General features: G+C 46.4%; 18 protein-coding genes. 7 read left to right on the forward strand and 11 right to left on the reverse strand.

Annotated features, from left to right (window positions below):
* Position 1 precedes the first annotated feature (1 nt).
* Together EE116_RS01290 and EE116_RS01295 are read left to right on the forward strand one after the other, a co-directional pair.
* Entirely contained in the window at positions 2-1,546 is a 1,545-nt protein-coding gene (locus EE116_RS01290; protein ID WP_122872905.1) for a fatty acid--CoA ligase, read from the forward strand.
* Positions 1,546-3,273, forward strand: a complete 1,728-nt coding sequence (locus EE116_RS01295) for an ATP-binding protein (protein WP_122872906.1) — start codon at positions 1,546-1,548, stop codon at positions 3,271-3,273. Before EE116_RS01290 ends, EE116_RS01295 begins: the two co-directional genes overlap by 1 nt.
* Before the next feature lie 496 nt (positions 3,274-3,769).
* Here the strand turns inward: EE116_RS01295 and EE116_RS01305 are convergent, their stop codons facing one another.
* The 11 genes from EE116_RS01305 to rpsU form a co-directional block, all read right to left on the reverse strand.
* Positions 3,770-5,605, reverse strand: a complete 1,836-nt coding sequence (locus tag EE116_RS01305) for a dynamin family protein (RefSeq protein ID WP_122872907.1) — start codon at positions 5,603-5,605, stop codon at positions 3,770-3,772.
* The gene (locus EE116_RS01310; RefSeq protein WP_122872908.1) at positions 5,598-7,859 is read right to left on the reverse strand and encodes a dynamin family protein; all 2,262 of its coding nucleotides are present in this window, start codon (positions 7,857-7,859) and stop codon (positions 5,598-5,600) included. The genes EE116_RS01305 and EE116_RS01310 overlap by 8 nt, the downstream gene beginning before the upstream one ends.
* 167 nt (positions 7,860-8,026) lie before the next feature.
* A complete protein-coding gene (locus EE116_RS01315; protein WP_122872909.1) occupies positions 8,027-9,391 on the reverse strand; it encodes a coproporphyrinogen III oxidase family protein in 1,365 nt (454 codons plus the stop codon).
* A gap of 184 nt (positions 9,392-9,575) precedes the next feature.
* Positions 9,576-10,892: a hypothetical protein gene (locus tag EE116_RS01320; RefSeq protein WP_122872910.1), complete on the reverse strand. Its 1,317-nt coding sequence runs from the start codon at positions 10,890-10,892 to the stop codon at positions 9,576-9,578.
* A 35-nt stretch (positions 10,893-10,927) separates the two neighbouring features.
* Positions 10,928-11,719 (reverse strand): DUF2314 domain-containing protein, encoded by a 792-nt coding sequence (locus EE116_RS01325; protein ID WP_122872911.1) that lies wholly within the window; start codon positions 11,717-11,719, stop codon positions 10,928-10,930.
* A gap of 217 nt (positions 11,720-11,936) precedes the next feature.
* A complete protein-coding gene (locus EE116_RS01330; protein WP_122872912.1) occupies positions 11,937-12,434 on the reverse strand; it encodes a YajQ family cyclic di-GMP-binding protein in 498 nt (165 codons plus the stop codon).
* Between the two features lie 2 nt (positions 12,435-12,436).
* On the reverse strand, positions 12,437-13,366 hold the full coding sequence (locus EE116_RS01335) for a D-2-hydroxyacid dehydrogenase (protein ID WP_122872913.1): 930 nt from the start codon (positions 13,364-13,366) through the stop codon (positions 12,437-12,439).
* A 9-nt stretch (positions 13,367-13,375) separates the two neighbouring features.
* The gene (locus tag EE116_RS01340) at positions 13,376-14,554 is read right to left on the reverse strand and encodes a glutathionylspermidine synthase family protein (protein WP_122872914.1); all 1,179 of its coding nucleotides are present in this window, start codon (positions 14,552-14,554) and stop codon (positions 13,376-13,378) included.
* Between the two features lies 1 nt (position 14,555).
* On the reverse strand, positions 14,556-15,197 hold the full coding sequence (locus EE116_RS01345; protein WP_122872915.1) for a UPF0323 family lipoprotein: 642 nt from the start codon (positions 15,195-15,197) through the stop codon (positions 14,556-14,558).
* The gene (locus EE116_RS01350; protein ID WP_122872916.1) at positions 15,194-15,859 is read right to left on the reverse strand and encodes a MerR family transcriptional regulator; all 666 of its coding nucleotides are present in this window, start codon (positions 15,857-15,859) and stop codon (positions 15,194-15,196) included. The genes EE116_RS01345 and EE116_RS01350 overlap by 4 nt, the downstream gene beginning before the upstream one ends.
* 109 nt (positions 15,860-15,968) lie before the next feature.
* Positions 15,969-16,181 (reverse strand): 30S ribosomal protein S21, encoded by a 213-nt coding sequence (gene rpsU / locus EE116_RS01355; RefSeq protein ID WP_002951513.1) that lies wholly within the window; start codon positions 16,179-16,181, stop codon positions 15,969-15,971.
* Positions 16,182-16,316: 135 nt separating this feature from the next.
* Here rpsU and ccoG point away from each other — a divergent pair, with 135 nt between their 5' ends.
* The 5 genes from ccoG to EE116_RS01380 all read left to right on the forward strand — a co-directional run bounded on the left by ccoG (position 16,317) and on the right by EE116_RS01380 (position 24,171).
* Complete coding sequence (gene ccoG, locus EE116_RS01360) at positions 16,317-17,669, forward strand: cytochrome c oxidase accessory protein CcoG (RefSeq protein ID WP_122872917.1); 1,353 nt, start codon at positions 16,317-16,319, stop codon at positions 17,667-17,669.
* Positions 17,670-17,731: 62 nt separating this feature from the next.
* Positions 17,732-18,364, forward strand: a complete 633-nt coding sequence (locus EE116_RS01365) for a TetR/AcrR family transcriptional regulator (RefSeq protein ID WP_122872918.1) — start codon at positions 17,732-17,734, stop codon at positions 18,362-18,364.
* Positions 18,365-18,480: 116 nt separating this feature from the next.
* The gene (locus EE116_RS01370; protein ID WP_122872919.1) at positions 18,481-19,665 is read left to right on the forward strand and encodes an efflux RND transporter periplasmic adaptor subunit; all 1,185 of its coding nucleotides are present in this window, start codon (positions 18,481-18,483) and stop codon (positions 19,663-19,665) included.
* A complete protein-coding gene (locus EE116_RS01375; protein WP_122872920.1) occupies positions 19,665-22,802 on the forward strand; it encodes an efflux RND transporter permease subunit in 3,138 nt (1,045 codons plus the stop codon). Before EE116_RS01370 ends, EE116_RS01375 begins: the two co-directional genes overlap by 1 nt.
* The gene (locus tag EE116_RS01380; protein WP_122872921.1) at positions 22,795-24,171 is read left to right on the forward strand and encodes an efflux transporter outer membrane subunit; all 1,377 of its coding nucleotides are present in this window, start codon (positions 22,795-22,797) and stop codon (positions 24,169-24,171) included. The genes EE116_RS01375 and EE116_RS01380 overlap by 8 nt, the downstream gene beginning before the upstream one ends.
* The last annotated feature ends 255 nt before the right edge of the window (positions 24,172-24,426 follow it).

Here is a 24,426-nt window from a genome sequence, read left to right on the forward strand (position 1 = left end):
CATGAATTACCCTTACGAAAATTTCGAGGATATGCTAAACGCCGCGGTCGATAAAAACGGCGGCGGCATCGCGATCTATACAGAAACTGGCAAGATTAGCTACAATCAGCTACGCACAAACGCCTTTACGCTGGCTGCGTTTTTGCAAGGTATGGGCGTGAAAAAAGGCGACCGAGTCGCGATGATCGTAAACAACTCGCCGGAGTTTATCGCCAGCTACTTTGCCACCACGCTACTTGGCGCCGTGGCGGTGCCGATAAATACCTTTTTAAAATACGAAGAATTCGAATACATCATAAACGACTGCGGGGCGAAATTTCTCTTTGCTTCGGTCGAACTCGCAAAAGAGATAAAAGGGCTAGATAGCAAAACGGCGATCAAAAAGATCGTCTGGATCGGAGATAGAGCCAAATTTGACGAAAACAACATCAGCTACGCGCACGCTCTAAACTGTAAAATCGAGCTAAATTTGACCGACCGACCGAGTATCGACGACCTAGCCCACATCATCTACACCTCAGGCACCACGGGCAAGCCAAAGGGCGCGATGATCAGCTACCGCAACCTCATCTCAAACGTCCAGGGCGCGCAAGAGGTCTTTCACGTACGCACGAAGGATAGATTTGCCGTGTTTTTGCCGATGTTTCACAGCTTTACCCTCACGGCGATGGTGCTGCTACCGATATTTTCGGCGTGTTCGCTTATTTTAGTAAAGTCCATTTTCCCGTTTTCAAACGTCCTAAAACAAGTCCTGCTCAAGCGCGCGACCGTATTTTTAGGCGTACCGGCGATCTATACGGCTATCGGAAAAGCTAGAATCCCGTGGTATTTTCGCTGGTTTAACTGCATTAGGATTTTCATCAGCGGCGGAGCGCCTTTGGCCGAGCAGACTATTACCGATTTTCGCGTCAAATTTCCGCGCGCAGTGCTGATAGAGGGCTACGGCCTTAGCGAATGCTCGCCTATCGTATCGGCAAATACGATGCAAAAACAAAAAATCTCAAGCGTCGGCTTGCCGCTGCCGGGCTATGAAGTAAAATGCATAAACGACGAGATGATGGAGCTGCCCGCAGGCGAGGTCGGCGAGCTAATCGTAAAAGGTGACTGCGTGATGCAGGGCTACCTAAATATGCCAGACGCCACCGACGAGACAATCGTAAACGGCTGGCTGCGCACGGGCGACCTTGTTAAGATCGACGAGGAGGGCTATATCTTTATCGTCGACCGCAAAAAAGACCTCATCATCTCAAAGGGTATCAACATCTACCCGCGCGAGATCGAGGAGGTGCTATTTAAGCTGCCAGAAGTCGAAGCCGCCGCGGTTATCGGCGTCAGAGACGAACACGCGGACGAGGAGGTTACGGCGTTTATCCAGTTTAAAGAAAATATGAGCTTGGACGAAAAAGATATCCGCGCGCACCTCAAAAAGCACTTGGCGAATTTTAAAATTCCAAAGACGATTTATTTTAAAGACGAGCTGCCTAAAAACGCGACGGGCAAGGTGTTAAAGCGCGTTTTAAAAGAGCAGATAAAGGATGAAATTTAGTGCGGTTTTTGATAGAGTTTATCGGCGGCGAGCAAAATTCTAAAATTTCCTCGCTCATAAAATGCAGCCAAAACGAGGCGAAAATTTTACGCCATCTAAGCAAAGGCTACGTCGAAGGCACTCCGCAAAGTAGCGTCTACGACGTACTTTGCGCGGTTTTTGGCAGCGAGGAGTATAAATTTCTAGCAGGACTTGCAGACGTAAAAAATCTACTGGAAAGCGGCTGGATCGTGCAAGGCTTTTCTATATTTAAAAACCAGGGCGCAGACGGCGCAGGCTCAAATTTACTAGGCCTACTTCACAGTGAGATCTCGCTATCGCCGCTTTTTCTTAAAATTTTAGAAGAGGGCGAGTTTGGGCTCATGCTGCCAGCAGTCGCGCCCTACGCCGATCACCTCGACTACCTAAAAGATCAGTTTTTGCGCGTGGAGCTTTACGGCAAGCTCTCGTTTTTTAGCAAAAACGTATCAAGCGACGCCAAAAGCCGCCTCGAAAAAGACGTAAAAGAGCTAGAAACCATCATCGAAAAACGGTTAAATTTAAGCAAAATTTCGATTTCCGTCGAGCAAATTTTCAAAGATAACGCGCTAAACGATAAAGAGCAGCTGATTTTCCTCGCGCTTTTAAAGGAAGAGTATGTCGGCGAAACGGACGCCAACCGCGATCTAAACGCGCTTGTGGGGATTTTAAGCGCGGACGAATTTGAACGAATAAAAAACCGCGCCCTACTGGATGAAGGCTCAAAACTAATCGAAAACGGCCTCATCGACTACGACGAGTCGCTAAACGCTTACGGCGGCTTTAGCAGGACGTTTTACATAACCGACGAAATTTTACAAAGCGTAATGCACCCCAAAACCGAGAGCAAAAGTAAAAAACTAGCGCTAGAAACTCTCGTAAAAGAGCAGGAAATCTTTGAGCTCATCGAGCCATCGACCGACATAAACGACGTCGTGCTGGACGTCAAGGTAAAGGAGCTCCTGGACGCGATCCTAAAGCAAGTAGATCGCCGCGTGCTGGCGCGTCTATCTAGCTGGGGGATCAAGTCGCGCAAAAACGTAGACGCCAAAATCATCTTTTACGGACCGCCGGGTACGGGCAAAACCATGAGCGCGCTAAGCCTCGCAAAGAGCCTAAAAAAGCAGGTTCTTAGCTTTGATTGTTCTAAAATTTTGAGCAAATACGTCGGCGAAAGCGAGCAAAACGTGCGTAAAATTTTCGACACCTACAAAGAAATCTGCGCCAAAAGCAAGAGCGAGCCAGTGCTACTGCTAAACGAGGCCGATCAGTTTCTAAGCACGCGCGTCGAGGGCGGAAGCGGCGCGGATAAAATGCACAATCAAATGCAAAATATATTTTTGGAGCAAATCGAGCGATTTGAGGGCGTACTCATCGCCACGACGAACTTCTTGCAAAGCCTAGATATCGCGTTTTCTCGCAGATTTGATTATAAGATCGAGTTTAAAAAGCCCGACCTCGCCGCTCGTCTTGCGATCTGGCGCAAAGTGCTGCCCGAAAATGCGAGCTTTGAGGAGAATTTTGACGTCAAACAGCTGGCTAAATTTGAGCTAAGCGGCGCGCAAATCATGCTGGCGCTTAAAAATACCGCACTAAAAGTCGCCGTGCGCGAGGATGGGATATTTACGATGAGCGATTTTGAAAGCGAGATCAAACGCGAGATGAGCTCAAATTTCGGCGAGGATAAAAAGGTCGGGTTTGACGGATAAATTCGGCTAAATTTGGAGTGCAGCGGATTAAATTTAGTCAAATTTTGTCTAACATTTTTGTCAAATTTGACTGGACTTTATAGCGCTTGCACTAAATTTGGGCTACCTACTCTGCTTTGCCGCGCGTTCTTGCGAATTTGAGCGTTAAATTTGTAGCTCGACGGGTGCAAAATTGGCAAGCGATTCAAATTTTGCGATTCTTGCAACTCAATTTCAGGGAATTTAATCAAACACGGGCAAAATTTACCACGCAAAGCCAAGCCATTTTTAGGTGTCGCAGCCGTTTGCGCGGCGTAGCGTGCAGTTGTCTACTTCAGTATTTCGACTAGATTTTGGTCGGCGCTTTCGTCCTTTACGCCGTTTTACTCGTCATTTTTATTTTTAAATTTATCAAACTGCTATTAGGTTTTAAAAACAACGACAAAAAGCCCGTTTGGGAGCAAATTTTAACTTGGCTGTCAAATATCGCTTAGACCCCCGCGCTCAAAGCAGGATTTTACCCACCAAACCCTTCGTCCGCTTTTAAAATTTCATCCCTTAGTTTCTCGTGCTCTGCCGATAGAGCTGCGATTTTAGCTAGTTTTTCGTCCTTTATCTGCGCAAATTCGCTCTTTAGAGCCGATAAAATTTTATTTAAAAACGACGCATTACCAAGCATCTCGTTTTCAAATTCGTATAAATTTAACGACAACAAAACGCGATCTTGTACCTCGTCAAAGCTCGGGATAAAGAGCGCAAAGCCGTTTTGCTCATGAGCACGCATCGAGCCCGCTATCTTTTCTTTTAGAAAATACACGGCGATCTTGACGGCATTTTCGTAATTTGCGGCGACTTTGAGGTTTAGCTTTTCAAAAAACAGCGCCGTCTTTTGCAGTCCTTTAAATTTCGCCGTCTCATAATCTCGCAAAAACGTCCTATACACCTGCCCCGCATACGTCCTAACGTCGGCAAACAGGGTATCGGAGTGCGTTTCGTCCTCTTTTTGCGCGTTTTCAAATTCTGATTTATAAATCATAAACTCGCGCTCCAGCCGAGCGTAAATTTCATCCAGCGCAGCGCCGATTTCTTCTTGCAACGCGCTTAGGCCGCGCTTATACGTCCTAAAAAATTTGGCAAATTTCACGTCGTTGTAGATGAGTTTTGAAAACACATCTTCGCTATCAAAATCCACCGCCTCATACGAGCTAGCTTCAAAATACTCGCCCTTTAGCAGCGTTTTTCGCGGCGAGTATTTATACTTTTTCACGCTTTTTAGGCTGGCTAGGATCTCGTCTGCGACGAGCTTTGCGACGTGCTTTAGCTCGTTAAAGGCTAGCTCGATTTTCGGCTTAAAATTTTCTTGCACGGCTCTTAAATTTGACTCCAGCTCGGCGTCAAATTTAGCGATTATCTCGCCAGCTTTTTCGTAAATTTTAGCGATTTGCTCGTGCTGAGCAGCGTTTACGGCAACCAGCCTAGCGCACTTTTCACGCACGAATTTTTCCTTTATCTCTTCTCCGCCAAAAAGCTCGCGGATAGCGCTTATCACCGCGCCAAAATTCGACTCTGCTAAAAGCGCCGCATCGCCTGCGGCTTGCGCCGTTACGGCCTGCTTTGCAGAAACCGCGATGATGCGCTCAAAAAATCGCCCGTAGGTCGTTTGCGCGTGAGTTTTGAGGTGCTCAAGCTCGCCCTTGCTTAGCTTATCTTTTTGATTTAGCAAGCAGATCGCCGTTTTGCCCCCATCTGCTAAAAACTCCTCGATCTGCGCGGCTTCGCTAGCTCGCGCGGCATTATCGGCCAGGCTTAGCCAGATGACGCCTGCGACGTCTTTTAGCACCTCGTGCGTGACGGCGGTGTCGGTCTTTGAGAGCGAGTTTAGCCCAGGCGTATCGACGAAATTTACCAGCTTTAAAATTTCAGAGGGCGCGTAAACGCAAAGTCTACTCACATCATCGCCAAACACGCGCTGATCGACGAAGCGCCCTATCTCCTCGACGCCCAGATACAACTCTCTGCCGTTTTCGTAAAGCACGCTAAGTCCGGGCGCGGCGCCGTATCTGATAAAGGTCGGCTTTGAAGTCACGGGAGTTAGGCCTGATGGCAAGATTTCGCTACCCAAAAGAGCGTTTAAAAACGTCGATTTGCCGCTAGAAAACTGGCCGACGATGGCGACAGTAAGCGGGCTGGATAAAAACAGATCGAGTTTATTTAGCTCCTCTTTTAGCTCGGCGCTCGGGTGAAATTTAGGCTCGGTTAGTTCGTTTTGCAGCCGCCTAAATCGCCCGTGAAAATCGTCCGAAAATATCTTAAAATACCGCGTTTTATACGCGTTTATAAACTCCTCAAACACTTTGCAGCTCCAAATTTATAGCATTTATCGCCTCGCTTTGCGAGTTTAGTCGCTCTAGCTCCCGCGAGCTCGCTCCGCTAGTTTTTGCTAGCTGGGCAAGCTTGTTTTTTAGGGCTTCTTCGCTGATTGCGAGCGCCTTTTCTTGCTCTTTTAGCGCGGCTTCGATACGCTTTTTAAACTCGCTTTTTTCAAATTCGCTAAGCTCGAAAACGAAATTTTTGATCCGCTGGGCGCCCAAAAACTCCTCCGCAGCTACCTTGGCAGCCTCGGATACGGCTTGCGCGCCCGAGTTTGCCGCGCTAGTCACCGCGTCCGCGACCTGGGCGCACTCTAAATTTATCCCTTTTGATTGTAGATAGTCGTTTATACTAAAGATCTCAGCGGCCGCCGTTTTACCATCAAATTCGCCAAATTTTAGCGCGATATTTTGCGCGCACGCGGCGATTTGCCGCACGATTTCGTTGCGATTTTGACGCATCAAGGCGGCAACGCCGTCTTTGATCGTCGTTTGCGCGATGCGCGAGAGGCGTTGCGGATCGATCTTTTGTTTTTTAGAGGCCGCGTAGTTTACGTCATCCGCGACGCGCTGCTTTAGCGTCTGGACTAGAGATTTTAGCCCAAGCTCGTAGCTAGCTGCGGTCTTAGCCGTATCTAGGCGCCCTAGCTCCTCTTTTACCGCGTCTCTCACGTCCTCTAGGCGGCTAGCTAGCGCGGCTTTTTGCTCGTTTAGCTCAGAAAGCTTTTGCGACAAGCTCAAATTTGAGTCCGTTAGCTTTAAAATCTCGCTTTGCGTATCCGCCGCAAACTGCGCGCAGACGCGACCGAGTTCCTTTTTATATGCCTCGATGCCAAGGCGCGATTTTTGGCTGCTAGGGCCAAAAAGCGTTTCGTAAAGATACTGCTTAAACTCCTCGACGCCGCTGTTTTGCCTACCCTCAAAGTAGCTTTTAGCGCTCACGGCGAAAAACTCCGCCCCGATACCCAGCTCCCGCGTGCGCTCCTCGACGCTCTTTTTGGCGTAGGCAGCGACCTCGTTTAGCTCGCCTTCTTTTAGCACGTCGGCGTGAGTTAGCAGCACGGCGAGCCTCACGGCGTGCGAGTTTTGCAAGCTTGAGACGATAAAGTCCAGATCCTTTTGCGTAGCACTTTGCGAGACGTTCATAAGGTGCACCATCAAGTCGCACTCCCGCATAAACCTCCGCACCAGCTCCTCGCGCAGAGCCACCGCGTCGTCGATGCCGGGCGTATCGATGATGCGCACGTTATCCTTTAAAAGCTCCAAATTTTCGTAAAGCTCGACGCTTTTTACGAATTTGGCGTATTTTGAGTCCGCCGAGGTGTAGCGCTTGATCTCGTCCGTTTTGACGGTCTTGCTAGCCGGCGGTTCGGAGCAAATCTCACTCACGCTAGAGCTTTCAAATTTAGGTTCCGATTCACCCTCCGCGTTAAATTTGACGTTTAAATTTTGCGCCGTTTCGCTCTCAAATTTGACGCCCGCGCCGCCGTAAATTTCGGCTATTTCGTCATCTTGATCTTGCGCTATACCAAGCTCTTTTAGCTCCGCCTTACTCCAAAAATTTACCCTTGCAAAAGGCTCGGGTGCATACTTTAGCACGGTTAAATTTACAGTTTCGGGTACGTTTGAGGCGCCTAGGATTTTCTTGCCCAGTAGCGCGTTTAGCAGGGTTGATTTGCCCGCATTTATGACACCCGTAACCGCGACATTAAACTCTAGCTCGTGCACTTTTTGGCGCGCTTTTGTCGCCGCATTTGCTACGTGCGCATACGGGTTTAGTGACAAAATACGCTTGCAGATATCGTTTAGCGCGTCTATTTTTTGATGAAAGACGTCTGATTTTTTAAAATTTGCGTCCTCTTGTTCGTTCCCTGCGGGCAAATCTGCGCCAAGAGAGCGCAAAAACTCCGCAAGCCTGCTAAAATGCGCGGCGGAGATTATGTTTTCGGTTTGCAGGATTTCTAATGCGGCGAGGAGTTTTGATTTTGAGATTTTTGCGGATTTTAGAGCGTTTATCGCGCCTAGCTGGGCACACTGGAGGCTGTATATGTCGGCCTTTAGCCCAAGCGCGTGAAGGATATCCCTAAACTCCTTTAGCGCCATAAATCTATCGAAATTTTCAGCATCTGCCGCGAGTAAAACGGCGAGGCTTCGCTCGTCTGCGATAATTTGCGTCTTGGGGTCTAAAAATAGCTTAAGAGCGCCCCAAATTTCGCTTAAAAATTTATCCGTGTCCACCGCTTCGCCTTTGGTAAAATTTGCGCCCGCAAGGTCGCTTTCGGTGCGAAATTTAGCATAAATTAAATTTAAACAAGCTTGGGCGGCGGGTTATTTTCGCGATAAATTTAAGGCAGTTCGCAGGAGAGATAAATTTGACGGCAAAATCGCGTCAAATTTACTCAAATTTACATAGCGGCTCGCGGCTGAATGATGTTTTGTTCAAATTTTTGCTCGGTGTCTTCGCTCATGATGCGAAGCACTTTGCTACGTTTAATCTTCGCGTCATTCTTAAATATCGCGCGCACCTTATCCATGCCCGCGTAAAAGTCGCGCATGAGTACGACGCAGATGTATTCGCCGAAAAACGTCGGTTTGATAACGCCGTTTTCTTCGTAGATCGCGTTTACTAGCTTTAGCAAGCTAAGCTCGACAAACAGATCTTTGTTGATGTTTGCGTCGTTTTGCTCGTTGTAGGTTTTGATATCCACGGCACCGTCAAAAAGCCTTGTTAAAAATGTATATTTTAGTCTCTCTTTCTTGCTAAATGCGCATTTTGCGATGACCGGACTTTGCCTACCCTTGATCTTTCTGCCGTAATCAAGTAGGTTAAATGCGTTTATCACAAGCTCGCCGTCAAGAAAGCTAAATGCCCCGCTGCCAACACCAACGTACTCTAAATTTGAGCCCACGTATTCGTCGCGAAGGTCTGCGCTTTTTTCGTTTGAAAATGCCCAAGCGTTGCTTTGCTTATATCCGCCTTTGGCAAATTCGCTCACGATGATCTCGTAAAATTCGCGCTCGTTATCGACGTTTGAGACGCCGAGCGAGCGAGCGATGTTCTCTCTCGTTAGCTCCGATTTCATGAGCGGATAGAAGGTGATCTGCTGCGGAGAGATCGATTTTGCGACGTTTATGTCGTTTATTAGCTGCTCTTTTGTTTGGTTTGGTAGGTTAAAGATGAGATCGAGGCTTATGACCGGGATTTTGCCCAGAGCTTTCTCGAGCTTTCTTTTCGTCTCTTCTGCAGAGCCGAATTTCTCATACCTGCCGACTCTTTTTAGCGTCTCGTTATCAAAGCTTTGCACGCCTACGCTTAAGCGGTCGATAAGCCCGTCAAAACGGCTTAGACTCTCCGGCGAGATGTGGTTTGGATCGCTCTCGGCCGAGATATCTTCGATACTAAAGAGCTCTTTTGCAAGTTTTAGGGTTTTTTCAAGCTCGGGTTCGTTGATAAGCGTCGTGCCGCCGCCGACATAAAGCGAGCTAAAGTCAAAGCCGGCCTCCTTGACCTGCCTCATCTCCTCGCGTAAATTTTCAAAGTAAATTTTCGCAAGCTCCTGTTCGTAGTGATACTTGTGAAACGAGCAATACGGGCAAAACGTATGGCAAAAAGGCACGTGAGCGTAGAGCATGTACTTTTTGTCTTTTTTTGGAGTTTTGGTGTAAGTTGTGGTCAAAATATCTATGTTAAATTCGTTGTATAGTGATTTTTGAATAGAATTATGTGCGTAATTTACCGCAAATTTTTCTATAATATTCTTAAATCCCACAATTAATTCCTTTTCTTAATTTTTATCGCGTATTTTACTTAGGTTTTGCTTAAAATAAAATTTTAAGGCCCTAGTCTAACCTATTTAAATAAATTTAACGTAAATTTTGCCAGAGAAATTTACGTTTGCGCTTATATATCTTTTTATATAAGCTGCGTTAATTTTATCCCAAAGCTTAAGGATTTTACTCCTTAGCCCTTGAGATGATCTTGCTCGAGTCAAGCTCAAATTTCACTCCGTCTTTTGCCTGCAGATAGTAAAATTTACCGATATTGCAAAGCGACTTAATGCCATAAATTTTAACCGTCTTTTCATCTATCTCACAAGGTCTTTGATCTTTGCCTTTCGCCTTGCAAAGAGACTTTGGTAGGGCATTTAGCGCACTTTTATCAACTAGTAGAAATTTATAATCCACATCGCCTATATTAAATATTTTGGCTGAGTATTTGATAAACAAAAGCGAGTTTGAAACTATCATAAGAGTGAGTGCAGCGTAAAATACAAACGAAAAGTCCTTGGTTTCTTTGATGCTAGCAGCGCCCAGTATAAAAGAGAGCATGAATGAGCAAAATAGCATCCAAAGCGCCAAAAATTCGCTATTTTTTGAGATAACAACCGAAATGATAAAGAGTAAAATCATGAGAAACGACAAAAGATAGATGATAAAATTTGGTCTATCTTTAAAGAAAACTGCCAAATTTACTCCGGCGTAGGAGAGTAACAATAGCGATAAAATAGCTCCCCAGCCGTAGTTTAGCTTGAAGGCTGCAAGGGCTAAAACGGCAAATGAGACGAGCGTTAAAACGTAGATGAAATTTGAGTTATAAAAAAATAGAAATTTTGGCTTTTTAAATTTGTACTTTTTATCGTCTTTTTGGTATAAAAATGAGATAAAAACCAGGACTAATATCTCAAAAAAGGTGACAAATGCGGTAGCACAAAAGAGCAAAATGCCCGTAAATATCATCTCTGAACTATCTAAGCTCGGGAAATATCCGATCTCGGAGCCAAAATACAAAAAGTAGCAAAGTACACTAATAATCGGCACGATGAAATTTGAATGCCTAAAGAAAAAAGCAACGCACTCTTTTATGAAATTTGCCTTTAAATTTGCCGAGTGCTCACTCAAACGACTCTCGAAAAATGAGTTTAAAAGTAGCTCGTTTTTGACCTTTTCAAGCTCGTCTGACTCCTTTGATAGCGCTCCTTTGTAAAATTCATAGTTTTGCTCGCTAAAGTCTTTTTTGATCTCGTCTTTTATGTCTAAGACAATAAGAACGATCTGCTCTTTTATCTCGGCGAGCCTTTTTGAAATTTCAGCAAAATTTGTTCTATTTAGCCTATCAAAAAGATCGCTCTCTTCATTTAAAAGATCGATCAAACGCGCTTGTTTGCTATTTCTTATCTCGCAACATGAAAAATTCGCCTTTAAGAAATTTACAAATTTTTTAGCGTTTTTAATGCTCTCGTCTTTTTGGTTTAAAATATCTTGGTAGCTCAAATTTTACCTATCTTATTTAAAATTTATAAATTTAGTTATCTAAGTGCCTTTGCGATTTCGCTCCAGCCCAAATACTCGGCTAAATCAATCGCTCTTTTACCGCTTTTCGTACGTAAGTTTTTATCCGCGCCGTTTGCCAACAGTACGTTTACGAGCGCTAGATTGCCCGCGAGCGCCTCGTGGTGCAGCTGCGTAAATCCTTCCTCATCGGCGTCCGTGAGGATACTTGGGTTTTCTTTTACGTATTGCTCAAATTTCTCGCGCACATTTTTACACATCGGGTGCTCGGTCAAATTTTCCGGGTGTTCTTTTTGCTCGTAAACTACCAAGATGTCGTTAAAATCGCCAAAATCAAGCCCCCACGCTTTATCGTGCTCTTTTAGCTCGCCCTTTTGCATACGCGAACGCATCGCCTGCACGCTAAATCCGCCGTACGCGCGTCCGCCCACCGCAAACATCCAGTCGCTCATCTCGTCTATCTTTGCGTTCACGCGGTCGCCGTTTTTTACGTTTTGTACGGCGTCAGGCTCGTTTACGAGCGTGCCCGAGATGGTCTCGCCGTCAAAATCCACGTCGTTTATCCACATATGCTCGCCGACTTCTTCGCCGTTCACGACGTCTAAAAAACAAATTTTAACCATCGCAAAATCAAGCCCTGGCACGACCCTGTGGCGCTCCCAGTAAAGCTCGCGCCAAAAATACCTAAAACTCTCGCGCGCCTGCTCGAATGCACGCTGCATATAGTCCTCTTCGTTGCTTGCGAAATAAATCGGCATTTGCTCGCCAAGATCGACTTGTTTGCCGAAAATTTTCTTAAAAAAGCCCATTTTTAATCCTTCTTTATTTTTAGATTGGGAGTTAAAATTTCGATACGTTAAATTTGCGGTTAAATTTGACGAACGTCAAATTTTGAATACAAAAGTCAAGCGACGATTTCGCGAGATGAATTTAAATCTTGCGACGAAAAATTGAGCGTGCGCTAGGCATGTAGCCTGTGGAGCGAAATTTTTCTAGCTCATTTAAAGGCGCTCGCGAAAATGCCCGCTATTTTAAGTTTTTAAAGCTAATCGGTAACTCCAAATTAAGCCCCTTCACGAGCCTTATGCATTCTTGCAGATCATCGATACTTTTGCCGCTCACGCGCACCTCTTCGCCGCGGATTGCCGCAGTTACTTTTAGCTTTGCGTCCTTGATCGCTTTGGTGATTTTCTTCGCGTTTTCGCTATCTAGGGTGTCGTTTAGCTTTAGCGTTGCCTTGATATTTCCGCCACTCGCGCTCTCGCGTTTGCTTTCAGTCACGGCTACCGGCGGGATGTTTCGCTTGATGAGCTTTGAGATCACGATGTCTTTTAGCGCGTCGATTTTGTTGTCGCTAGAGCTAAGAAGCGTGATGATTTTTTCCTTTTCGTTTAGCTCTACTTCAGCCGCAAGCCCCTTAAAATCATATCTCGCCGCGATCTCTTTTTTAGCCGTTTCTAGCGCGTTTTTGACCTCCATCATATCGACCGCCGCGCTTATATCAAAACTATGCTCAGTTGCCATTTTTATCCTTTCAAAAATTCTTTTATATTTTCTACGATCATCGTTACGAGCCGCTCTCTAGCCTCAAAACTCGCCCAAGCCACGTGCGGAGTGAGTATCAAATTTTCCTTGTTTTTGATACGAAGCAGCGGATGATCCGAGCGCATAGGCTCGGTCTCTAGCACATCGGCGGCAAATCGCAAATTTCGCCCATCTATCGCGCGGGCTACGGCGCTCTCATCCACGATACCGCCGCGTCCGAAGTTCATCAAAATCGCGCCCTCTTTCATCAAATTTAACTCCTGCTCTCCGATCAAATTTCGCGTTTTTTCGTTTAGCGGAGCATGGATGCTCACGATGTCGCAGCCGCTTAAAAGCTCGTCTAAATTTAGCCTTTTAAACTCCGCGCTTGCGTTTGCGCCGCTGGTTGAGTAGTAGCTCACGCTCGCACCAAATGCCGCCGCGATGCGCGCCACGCCTCTGCCGATCTCGCCAAGCCCGATGATGCCAAAGCTCTTGCCCGCTATCTCGCCGATACTGCGGTCTAGATTCGTAAAAATTTCACTCTTCGCCCACTCGCCGCTTTGCGCGTAGTTATCGTAAAATTTGATGCGATTCGTCAGCGCAAAAAGGCAAGCAAACGTATGCTGCACGACGCTAGCCGTCGAGTAGCCTGCGACGTTTTTTACCGCGATGTCTTTTACTGCGGCGTATGCGAGATCGACGTTGTTCATACCCGTCGCGCTTATGCAGATTAGCTTTAAATTTGACGCGTCCATCGTCTCTTTGTCGATGACGACTTTGTTCGTGATGACGACGTCCGCACCCTTTAGCCGTTCTATGCGCTCGTCCGCGGCGGTCGTCTCAAAGCTAACAAACTCGCCAAACTGCCCAAAAACGTCCAAATTTACGTCGCTTCCAAGCGTCGCGGCATCGAGGCAGACTATTTTCATTTTGCGTCCTTATTTGATAAAATGCCCCACGAATTTGGAGTAGTTATCTAAAATTTCGCCGCCTCTGCGATATCCTAGCGCGCACGCCTCGTAGGCGAAAAATACGCCGGCTTGATAGCTGTTATTGGCGGCGTCTTTGTTAAATTCGTAAAATTCCTGATAGATCGCGCGGTTTGCTCCGTAGTCGCCGCCGTTTTGCGAGCTAATGCTGCCGTCCGCCTCTATTACGCTCACGTTTGCGCCCTCTCGCCCAAAAACCGGCTTTTTCACGCACTTTTTACCAGCTAACGGCTTATCGCTAGCTTGGAGCAAAAGCGGGTGATTCGGATAGAGATCCCATAAAATTTTCAAGATACCTTTGCTTTGGAAAAGCAGCGTGTATGCGGGATTTAGGATGATGGCTTTTTGATTTTGGACGATGTTTTTTAGGATGATGGCTAGCTCGCCTTCCTCTACGGCAATGTCCTCCCACGGCACGAGCTTAAACCAGTATTCGTAGTTTTCTCCGTCAAAAAACACGCCCTCCTCGTCGTTAAATACGACCTCGTGGACGTAAGCAAACGCCGTGTGAAAGCCCGCCTCCTCGGCGATATACTGCAGTAGCTTCACGGTCTGCTCGTCCTCGCTACTACCCGCAACCGAGCTAAATAAAATTTTCCAGCCCTCGTAGTGCTCGTTAAAGCTCTCGGTCTCCTCATCTAGCGTCACGAGGCGCCTAAAATTTTGCTTCAAAGCGTCATAAAGGTCGTTAAACTGCGCGCTCTCGTCCATGCGGTTAAATTTAAGCGCCGCCCACTGAATGATCGCCGTCTCAAATACGGCCGTCGGGGTGTCGGCGTTAAATTCGATGAGTTTTATCGGCTTGCCGTCTAGCCCGCCTGCAAGGTCAAATCTACCGTAAAGATGCCAGTGCACGTCGTTTTCCCAGCTTTCGCGCACTAGATCTACGAGGTTAAACGGGATGCCGACCTCGTGGTAGAGGTTGTTGTCGATGACGTACTGGGCGGCCGCGACGAACATATCATATAGCTCGTTTGCGGCGTTGTAGTAGGCCTCGGCCTGTGCCTCGCTAACCTCGACTAGCTCGTCTGCTACGTAGTCGCTGCCGTCCGGATCGGTGTGCCAGGTAAAGCCGATCTCGCCTAAAAATTCGCTATTTAGCGGTTCGATTTTTTTTAAATTTATCATTTTATCCTCCGAAACTTGAGCTTGAACTTGAGCTTGATCCGCCGAAAAATCCGCTCTTTCCGCCGCTTGGTTTACTAGCCGAGCTAGCGGCTTTGGCTTTGTTAAAGCTATCTACGCTCCTTGAATACGCGCTTGGGTTTTTATACGCGCTTTGGCGCTGCGACTGATAGCCGGGATTGTTAAAGAGTTTGTTGCCTATCCAACTGCCTATGATCGCGCCCGCAGCCGAGGCTAGAAGCGTCTCGCCAAGGCTCATACCGCCGCTGCTTAGCTGCGCGTTTTGAGCGTTTGAGCCGGTTAGATTCGACGTTCCGGCGTCGATTTTGGCATTTTCTTCGGCGATTAGCTTATCCATCTCCTCTTTGCTTAGCACGCGCTCGGTGCCGTTGATGTCCTTTAGCACAACGCGCGTTTCGCTGCTCGGATACTCTTCTAGAACTTTATATTTGCCGGGCGCGGTTTCTTCGATGATGACGAAGGCTCCCGTTTTTTGCGCCGCTTCTTTTAGAGCGCTACCGTCATTGTTATTTGCTCCGCCGTTATCGCTGCTACCGCAGCCGGCCAATCCCGCCATCACGACCGCGCCAAAGCCGCCCACAGCAGCGTAGCTTGCTACTTTTTTTATGCCTTTAAAAACTCTCATTTTTTATCTAGCTCCTTTGAAATTTTCTTACTTTTTACCATTATCACGCCTTTTTTAAATTTGATAAATTTTGATTTTCCGATATTTTTTATGATTTTATTTTGCGTTTTTTTGAGGCTCTTGCCGCTTAAATTTTGCGATTTTAAAAACTCGGCCAGGCTCGTCCATTTGCCCTCGTTTTCAGGCTTGCTCTCGACAAATTCTACGTCGATGGGCGCTACGTATTCGCCATTTTGGCGAGCCAGTAGCGGACGCTCGAGCATACTTAAAAATCCTCTTAGCTTCTCGTCTCTTTCACGGTAAATTTGAGCTATTTCGGTTTTATTGTTTAGCAAAATTTGCTCTTTTTCGCGAAAAAGCCTATCTTTATCGGCTTGCAAATTTTGATTTTGTTCTTTTAGTTCGCCAATTTGCGAGAGTAGAAATTGATTCACGTCAAATTCGCCCGCTTTCGCAGCTTTTTTTGACTCCGAGCTTTTAGCGGATTTTGAAGTTTTGGGCGCTGATTTGGGTGCGGTTTGAGGCTCGTAGCCTTCTAAAACCACGTATTTTACGCCGTCTTTTTCAAAGGTTTTTAGCGTTCCGCGACGAATGCGGTTGTAGACGGCTTCCTTGGTTACGCCTAAGATTTCCGCGGCCTCGCTCACGGGCACTTTGGACATATTTTTCCTTTGATCGTTAAATTTGGCGTAGATTATGGCAAATTTTGGCTTTGATGCGAGTTAAACGGGAGTTTGAAAAAAGAAAAGGCCGCCGAAGCGACCCTTTTGGTTAGAGCTTCGACTCGTAGCGTCTAAGCATATATAGACGTTTAAGCATTTTCTTGCGAGCCGCGATTTTTTGTTTTTTGCGGATCTCGGTCATAGGCTCGAAAAAGCGTCTTGCGCGAACTTCAGTCACGACAAGGTTCCTGTCGGTTTGCTTTTTGAACTTTCTGTAAGCTTCGTCAAAAGACTCGTTAGGATGTACCTTAATACCAGGCAACGTCCTCACCACCTTTCAATTAAAATAGACGGCGATTATAGCAGAAATTTAGTAAATTTGAGAATTTATAAAAAATTAATAGCATTAACTCTATAATTTATAAAAATTATCACTACTTTGTAATCAGGATGAATTATGACAAAAGAAGACTATAAAAATTATTTCAAATTTGCTAGCAAACGCTATATCGCCTACATCCTGATTACCTGTACCGCGCTCGTTTTACCATTTATATCTATCGGCGGAAATCAGTTTTTCCTGCTAAGCTTTGAGCGCAGCGAGCTACATCTGCTTTTTGCCAAATTTAACGTCCAAGAGCTATTTTTGATGCCTTTCGTGCTCATCATTTTTTTTATTTTTATATTTTTTATGACGAATTTGGGCGGCCGCGTCTGGTGCGGCTGGAGCTGTCCGCAGACGATATTTCGCGCGATTTACCGCGACCTCATACAAACTAAAATTTTAAAAATTCGCAAAAGCGTTTCAAATAAGCAAACGCAAGCCGAGGGCGGCGCCAAAAAGGCTCTTGCAGTCGCAATCTGGAGCGTTTTAGCCTTTGTCGCGGCGGCGAATTTTCTCTGGTTTTTCGTCCCGCCGCAAGATTTTTTCGCTCAAATTTCAAACCCTGCCGAGCATAAAATTTTACTCGGAGCTTGGCTTGTTATCGCGGCGTTTTTGATATTTGACGTCGCGTTTTTGGGCGAAAATTTTTGCGTTTACGTCTGCCCGTACGCCAGAGTGCAGTCCGTGATGATCGATTCTGACAGCGTGCAGGTGATCTACGACGAGGCGCGCGGCGGTAAAATTTACGACGGGCAAACCAAACTCTGGAAAAAGCCGCCCGATCCACAAAACGAGTGCACCGGCTGCGAAGCCTGCGTGAAAATTTGCCCGACGCACATCGACATTAGAAAAGGCATGCAGCTAGAGTGCATAAACTGCCTAGAGTGCGTGGATGCCTGCACGAAAACAATGTCGGGGCTAAATTTGCCTAGCCTAATTAGCTGGACTAGCTCAAATTCCCTAAAAACCAAGCAAAAAGTGCGGTATTTTCGCTTTAAAACCATCGGCTACTGTGCCATCATCGCTATCGCTGCAACCGCGCTAACGCTAATGAGCGCCAAAAAAGAGAGTATGCTGCTAAATATTAACCGCACAAGCGAGCTATATAAGGTAAATAGAAGCGGCGAAATCGAAAACGCTTACGTATTTTTGTTTGAAAACACCGACGCGCACGCGCATGAGTTTTACTTTGACGTTAGCGCGGACAGAGCTAAAGCGCCGATAAAAATCGAGCGCCCAAAGACTCAAATTTCGTTAAAAGCAGGCGAAAAAAAGAGAGTCGTAGTCGTGCTAAGCGCGCCTAAAGCGGCATTTGCCGGCACAAACGAACAAACAACAAAGATAGAAATCTCAGCCTACGCAGCGGATAACAAAGAAAAAATAAATGTTAAGAGACGGACTATTTTTGCCCATCCAAGCGAGTAAAAAATTATTTTTTTATAGTATAATCATACTTTAAGATTTTTTAAAATTTGGGGGCTATAAAAATGGATACGAAACCGACGAAACGAAGCGCTGAGAGAAAAGAGAAATTCATTCAGGCCGGGCTTGAAATTTTCCTCGAAAACGGCTACGAAAACACGAGTTTAACGGATATCATCAAAAAAAGCGGCGGGTCGCTAGCGAGCATCTACAAATTTTTTGAAAACAAAGAAGGGCTTTTTCGCGCTATCGTAGAGCGCGGATTTGACGACTTTAGAATGCAGATAGACGAAAAAATCGATCTAAATTTGCCGCATAAGCTGGATGATTTTTTAACCAAATTTGCGATGATATTTTTCGACATAATCTGTGAAAAGAAAACCACGCTAATCTCAAGAGTAATGATGAGCGAAGGCGCGAAAAACGACGGCCTTTTAGGTAAAGAGTTTTTGGATCAAATTTTAAGCAAAATCGATAAAATTTTAATCGATTTTTTCGAGTGCGAAGACATAAGAGTCCAACTAAATCCATGTATCTCTCCTTACGTCGCAGCCAAGGCGTTTGCCGCAGTCGTTAGAGAGCCTTATCATTATAATGCTATTTTGCTAAACGAGGACATAACGCTAAGCGCAGAAGAGCGCAAAGAGCATGTAAAAACGCGCATAGATATGTTTTTGCACGGTGTAAAAAAACACTAAATTCGTCCCTCAAAAATTTGACTTTTCATTTAAATAAGAGTAAAATAGCCGACTTTACTTGTAACAAATATTACAAGTTAAATTTCGTATAAAAACTAAAAAATAAAGGCAAATTTATGAGAAATTTTAAAAATATCTCTGTTTTGTTATTGGCGTCGCTGCTTTTTACGGCATGCTTTGATAGTAACGATAAAAAAAGTGCGGCCGTAGCCGGACAACAACGGCAAATGCCGCCGTCAAAGGTTGATGTATTCGTAGCCAAAAAATCAGACGTGCCGATCAGCTTTGACTACACCGCGACCCTAACGAGCCAGCAAGACGTAATCATATATCCAAAAGTAAGCGGCACGATAACCAAGCAATTTTTTAAAGCAGGCGACAACGTAAAAGCAGGCGACAAGCTATTTTTGATAGATCCCGAAAAATACCAAGCCAGCTACGACGCGCTTGAGGCCGCTATCGGCGTAGCAAACGCAAATTTAAAAAACGCTCAGACCGAATTTAACAGAATCTCAAATTTATATAAGAAAAACGCCGTTTCGCAAAAAGAGTACGATGCGGCCGTTTCGGCGCTCGAGATCGCAAATGCAAATTTACTAAGCGCTAGAGCAAACGCTAAAAACGCCAAAATAGATCTAGGCTACACAAGCATAATCGCGCCTTTTGACGGCGTTTTGGGCGATAACCTAGTAGACGTGGGCTCGCTAGTCGTAGCAAACACGACTCAGCTCGTGCGCCTAACCAAAATCAACCCGATCGAGGCCCACTTCCACATCTCCGACGTCGATAACCTAAACCGCGTCAAAATGCAAGAAAGCGGCCTCTGGGCGCAAACAAACTCGGACGCCGTGCTTAAAGTCGGCCCGGGAGAGTTTAATGGCAAGGTAAATTTCATCGATAACGTCGTAAATACGAATATGGGCACAGTTTTAGCCAAGGCCGAATTTAACAACGACGAAGGCAAGCTGCTACCCGGCATGTTCGGCCACGTGACGATGGGTGGATTTTATCAAAAAGACGGCTTTAAAATCCCTCAAGTAGCACTCCAACAAACCGACGTCAAGACCTACGTACTAGTCGTAGAGGATGGTAAAGTAGCCTCCAAGGACGTAAAAATCACCTACCAAACCAAAGACGCCGCAGTCGTTAGCGAAGGGCTAAACGAAGGCGATAAAATCATAATGAACAACTTCCTAAAAATCGGCGTGGGTGCACCCGTCGAGATAGATAAGGACCTAACCGAAAGCTTTGGAAAAGGCGCAAATTTAGAGCCTAAAAACGAGCAAGAAAAGGCTAAATGATGTTTTCTAAATTTTTTATAAATCGCCCGATATTCGCCACCGTCGTATCTATCATCATAGTTATCGCGGGCGCGATGGCGATAAAGGGGCTTCCTATCGAGGAGTATCCTAAGCTAACTCCGCCTCAAATTTCCGTTAGCGCCGTCTATACGGGCGCCGACGCTCAAACCATCTCCGACTCCGTAGCCAGCGCGATCGAGGATCAGATAAACGGTGTAGAAAACATGCTCTATATGCAAAGCACCTCAAGCTCGAGCGGCTCGCTAAATATCAACGTTTATTTTAAAATCGGCACCTCGGCTAAGCAAGCCACGATCGACGTAAACAACCGCGTCCAAGCCGCACTCTCAAGACTGCCTCAAGAGGTGCAAAACATGGGTGTAACCGTGCGCGAACGCAGCAGCTCGATCCTAGAGGTAGTCGGCTTTACGAGTTCAAACATGGACTTAGTCGAGCTGTATAACTACGTAAATTTAAACATCGCGGACGAGATCAAAAGGGTTAACGGCGTGGGCGACACGGCGCTAATCGGCAGTAAAGAGTACTCGATGAGAATTTGGCTAAAACCGGACAAACTAGCCTACTACAAGCTAACTCCTAGCGACGTCATCGCTCAAGTAAAAATCCAAAACAGCCAATACGCCGCCGGCAAAATAGGCGAGCAGCCCTCAGACGGCGACAATCCTTACGTTTATTCCGTTCGCTCAGACGGCCGTCTAAAAAATGCGGCGCAGTTTGGCGATATAGTAATCAAAAGCGCCGACGGAGCGGTGCTAAAGCTAAAAGACGTAGCGACCGTGGAGCTAGGAGCGGCTAACTACGCATCTGACTCGATGCTAAACGGCCAAGACGCCATCCCGCTTTTAATCTTTATGCAAAACGACGCCAACGCCCTAGCCACCGCGCAAGCAGTAAACGCAAAGCTTGACGAGCTAAGTAAAAATTTCCCCGCAGGCTTTAAACACACGATCGCATATAACCCGACCGAATTTATCGAAGTTTCTATCCAAGAAGTTATAAAAACTTTCATCGAGGCGATGATCCTAGTTATCATCGTTATGTATATGTTTTTAAAGAGCTTCCGTGCCACTATCATCCCGATACTAGCCGTTCCCGTGTCTATCATCGGCACGTTTGGCGGACTATACGCGATGGGATTTAGTATAAATTTGATCACGCTTTTTGCGCTCATACTTGCCATCGGTATCGTCGTGGACGACGCCATCATCGTTATCGAAAACGTGGAGAGAATTTTACACGAGGATAAAAATATAACCGTCAAAGAAGCAACCTACAAGGCGATGGAGGAGGTGCAAACGCCCGTCATCTCGATCGTACTCGTTCTCTCGGCCGTTTTTATCCCCGTTTCTTTTATGGAGGGCTTTGTCGGCGTGATCCAGCGCCAGTTCGCGCTTACGCTCGTTACTTCAGTTTGTATCTCGGGCTTTGTGGCGCTTACGCTTACTCCTGCGCTTTGCGGCGTTATGCTAAAAAAACAAGAGAGCAAGCCGTTTTGGTTCGTGCAGAAATTTAACGACTTTTTCGACTGGAGCACGAAAATTTTTACTGCAGGCGTCGCAACGGTACTTCGCCACGTTATCATCAGCCTTATTTTGATAGGCGTTATGGGTTTTGCGACTTACGAGCTGTTTAAAAAAGTCCCAAGCGGCCTCGTACCGTCCGAGGATAAAGGAGCGTTGATGGTTATCACTTCGCTCCCGCCGTCGTCAAATATGCTAAAAACCAAAAAAGAAGTTCAAAATATCAACCAAGCCATCCTTAGCAACCCAAATGTCGAGTTTATGATGAGTTTTGCGGGATACGATATGCTTGCGGGTGCGCTTAGAGAAAACTCGGCCATCAGCTTTATCAAGCTAAAAGACTGGAGCGAGAGAAAAACGCCAGATAGCCAAGCAGGCGCGCTAACTGGGCCTTTTAACGGTATGCTTTGGGGCTCGAAGGAGTCGATGAGCTTTGTCGTAAACGTCCCGCCTATCATGGGTCTTTCGATGACGGGCGGCTTTGAGATGTATCTGCAAAACAAAAGCGGCAAAACCTACGCCCAGATCGAAGCCGACGTAAAAAAAGTAGTCGCCGCGGCAAACGCTCGCCCGGATCTAACCAGCGTGCGCTCGACGCTAGAGACTAATTACCGCCAGTTTAAAATCGACGTCGATAGGCAAAAAGCCCAGATGTTTGGCGTGAGCGAGAGCGAAATCTTTAGCGCGATAGGTTCGACTTTCGGCTCTTACTATATCAACGACTTTAGCCTTTTCGGTAAATCCTACCGCGTCTATGCCAGAGGCGAGGACCGCTTTAGAAACAACCCCGAAGACTTGCGTAAAATTTACGTCCGCTCAAAAGGCGGCGAGATGATACCACTAAACTCTGTCGCCACTCTAACTAGAATTTTAGGCCCGGATATCGTGGATAGATTTAACCTTTTCCCGGCGGCTAAGATCCAAGGCGACCCGAAACCTGGCTACACATCGGGCGATGCGATAAAAGCGATACAAGAGGTTGTCGAGCAGACGCTAAATATGGAAGAATACTCCATCAGCTGGGCGGGCACGGCGTATCAGGAGGTTAGCTCGCAAGGTACGGGTGCGACGGCGTTTATATTCGGTATGATTTTCGTATTTTTGATCCTAGCGGCGCAGTATGAGCGCTGGCTCATCCCGCTAGCCGTTATCACGGCCGTTCCGTTCGCGGTTTTTGGCTCACTAGTCGCCGTTTGGGCTAGAGGGCTAACAAACGATATCTACTTCCAGATCGGACTACTGCTTCTCATCGGTCTATCGGCTAAAAACGCGATCCTTATCGTCGAATTTGCGATGCAAGAAAGGCAGGCAGGCAAGAGCGTGTTTGACGCGGCCGTTAATGCAGCCAAACTTCGCTTCCGTCCGATCGTCATGACCTCACTCGCGTTTACATTGGGCGTTTTCCCGATGGTTATCAGCACGGGTGCTGGCGCTGCGTCTCGCCACTCGCTAGGCACGGGCGTGATCGGCGGCATGATAGCGGCCACTACGATAGCGATATTTTTCATACCGATGTTTTACTATCTGCTAGAAAAGCTAAACAACAAAGTCTGGGATAAAAAACCAAGCGGAGCACAGGAGATCAAAAATGTATAAAATTTTAACTTTAGCCGCGGCGCTATTTTTAGCCGGTTGCTCGTTTCGCCCCGAGATACCCGAGGTCGATACGAAATTTGAATCTACGTATAAATTTGAAACTAGCGACATCAGAGACGAGTGGTGGAAGGAATTTGGCGACGAAAATCTAAACGCCCTCGTAGCTAGCGCGCTAGAAAAAAATACCGACCTTCGCACGGCTTATTTAAATTTACAAAAAGCCGCCGCAAGCCTAGGCATCTCGGAAGCCGATCTTTTTCCTAGCGTAAATTTAAACGTCGGCTACACAAAAGCAAAAAGCAGTGGCGAAACCTACACCAAACAGCCTCAAACGCGCTACCGAAACTCTGAGGTAAATTTAGGCCTAAGCTACGAGATAGACCTGTGGGGCAAGGTGAGAAACAGCATCGAGTCGGCTAAAGCCAGCCTAAACGCGACCAAGCTCGACTATGCCACCGCGCGTCTTAGCATAAGCTCTAGCGTGGCTAAAAGCTACTTCGCGCTCGTGGCTCTAAATATGCGCGAAGCCGTGCTAAAAGATACGCTAAAAACCTACGAGGAGACGCTAGCGCTTCGCAAAACGCAGCTTGATCTAGGTGGCATAAACGAGACGACCTATCTGCAAAGCAAGGCTGCCGTCGAAAGCGCAAAAGTAAGCCTGCTAGAAGTGCAAACCTCGCTGTCTCAGGCTCTAACGTCCGTAGCGATACTAACGGGCAAATCAAACGACGAGATCCTAAGCGGCGCCGTGCAGAGCGCTAAAATGCTACCTAAAGAGCCTGAAGTGAGTGCTGGCGTGAGTGCGGACATACTACTGCGAAGGAGCGACGTAGCTAAAGCATACGCCGATCTAAACGCCACCAACGCGCTAATCGGCGTCGCAAAGGCCGACTATCTACCGTCCATATCGCTAACGGGGCTTTTTGGATTTTCTAGCGTGGATTTTGAAAATATCTTTATCAGCAACGCCAACACGTGGAGCATAGGCGGCTCTTTGGTGCAGAAAATTTTTGACTACGGCAGAACCAAAAACAACGTCCGCATAGCAGAAACAAACGAACAAATCGCGGCCGTAGCCTATGAAGCTGCGATCAAAAAGGCTCTTGGAGAAGTTAGAGACGCGCTAAACAACCGTAAAAACGCCAAACTAACGCTAAATCAAGTCAAAGAACTCCTGAACTCGCAAGAAAAAATCTATAAGCTAGCCAAGGATCAGTTTGAAGAAGGCTATACGGGGCACCTGGAGCTACTCGACGCGCAGCGCAACCTACTCTCGGTTAGACTCCAAGACATCGCGGCGAATTTGAGCCTCATCGACTCGGTCGTGGACGTTTACAAGGCATTTGGCGGCGGATTTAAAGCCGAATAATTTTACTTTTTGGCGGAGATTCTCCGCCTCTTTCTTTTAAATTTTAGCTGTTGTTTCGGCTAAATTTTACTTGTTTTACTTCAAATTTTGTGCTTGATTTTTCTATTGGCGTACGACGCAACCCTTAGATAAATTATTTGTATTCAAAGACGTAAATTTGTTTCAAATTTGAGCGACGCGCAAAGTCGGTCAAATTTACATCATTTTTTCCAGAGTACACATTTTGCGGATTTTACGAATTTGTCGCTTAAAATT

The organism is Campylobacter showae (assembly GCF_900573985.1).
Taxonomy (GTDB): Bacteria; Campylobacterota; Campylobacteria; order Campylobacterales; family Campylobacteraceae; genus Campylobacter_A; species Campylobacter_A showae_E.

Bases quoted from the DNA above. Each gene is read 5' to 3' on its own strand.
- EE116_RS01290 (WP_122872905.1), top strand. From the start codon at position 2: ATGAATTACCCTTACGAAAATTTCGAGGATATGCTAAACGCCGCGGTC.
- EE116_RS01325 (WP_122872911.1), bottom strand. From the start codon at position 11,719: ATGGGCTTTTTTAAGAAAATTTTCGGCAAACAAGTCGATCTTGGCGAG.
- EE116_RS01330 (WP_122872912.1), bottom strand. From the start codon at position 12,434: ATGGCAACTGAGCATAGTTTTGATATAAGCGCGGCGGTCGATATGATG.
- EE116_RS01335 (WP_122872913.1), bottom strand. From the start codon at position 13,366: ATGAAAATAGTCTGCCTCGATGCCGCGACGCTTGGAAGCGACGTAAAT.
- EE116_RS01340 (WP_122872914.1), bottom strand. From the start codon at position 14,554: ATGATAAATTTAAAAAAAATCGAACCGCTAAATAGCGAATTTTTAGGC.
- EE116_RS01345 (WP_122872915.1), bottom strand. From the start codon at position 15,197: ATGAGAGTTTTTAAAGGCATAAAAAAAGTAGCAAGCTACGCTGCTGTG.
- EE116_RS01350 (WP_122872916.1), bottom strand. From the start codon at position 15,859: ATGTCCAAAGTGCCCGTGAGCGAGGCCGCGGAAATCTTAGGCGTAACC.
- ccoG (WP_122872917.1), top strand. From the start codon at position 16,317: ATGACAAAAGAAGACTATAAAAATTATTTCAAATTTGCTAGCAAACGC.
- EE116_RS01365 (WP_122872918.1), top strand. From the start codon at position 17,732: ATGGATACGAAACCGACGAAACGAAGCGCTGAGAGAAAAGAGAAATTC.
- EE116_RS01370 (WP_122872919.1), top strand. From the start codon at position 18,481: ATGAGAAATTTTAAAAATATCTCTGTTTTGTTATTGGCGTCGCTGCTT.
- EE116_RS01375 (WP_122872920.1), top strand. From the start codon at position 19,665: ATGTTTTCTAAATTTTTTATAAATCGCCCGATATTCGCCACCGTCGTA.
- EE116_RS01380 (WP_122872921.1), top strand. From the start codon at position 22,795: ATGTATAAAATTTTAACTTTAGCCGCGGCGCTATTTTTAGCCGGTTGC.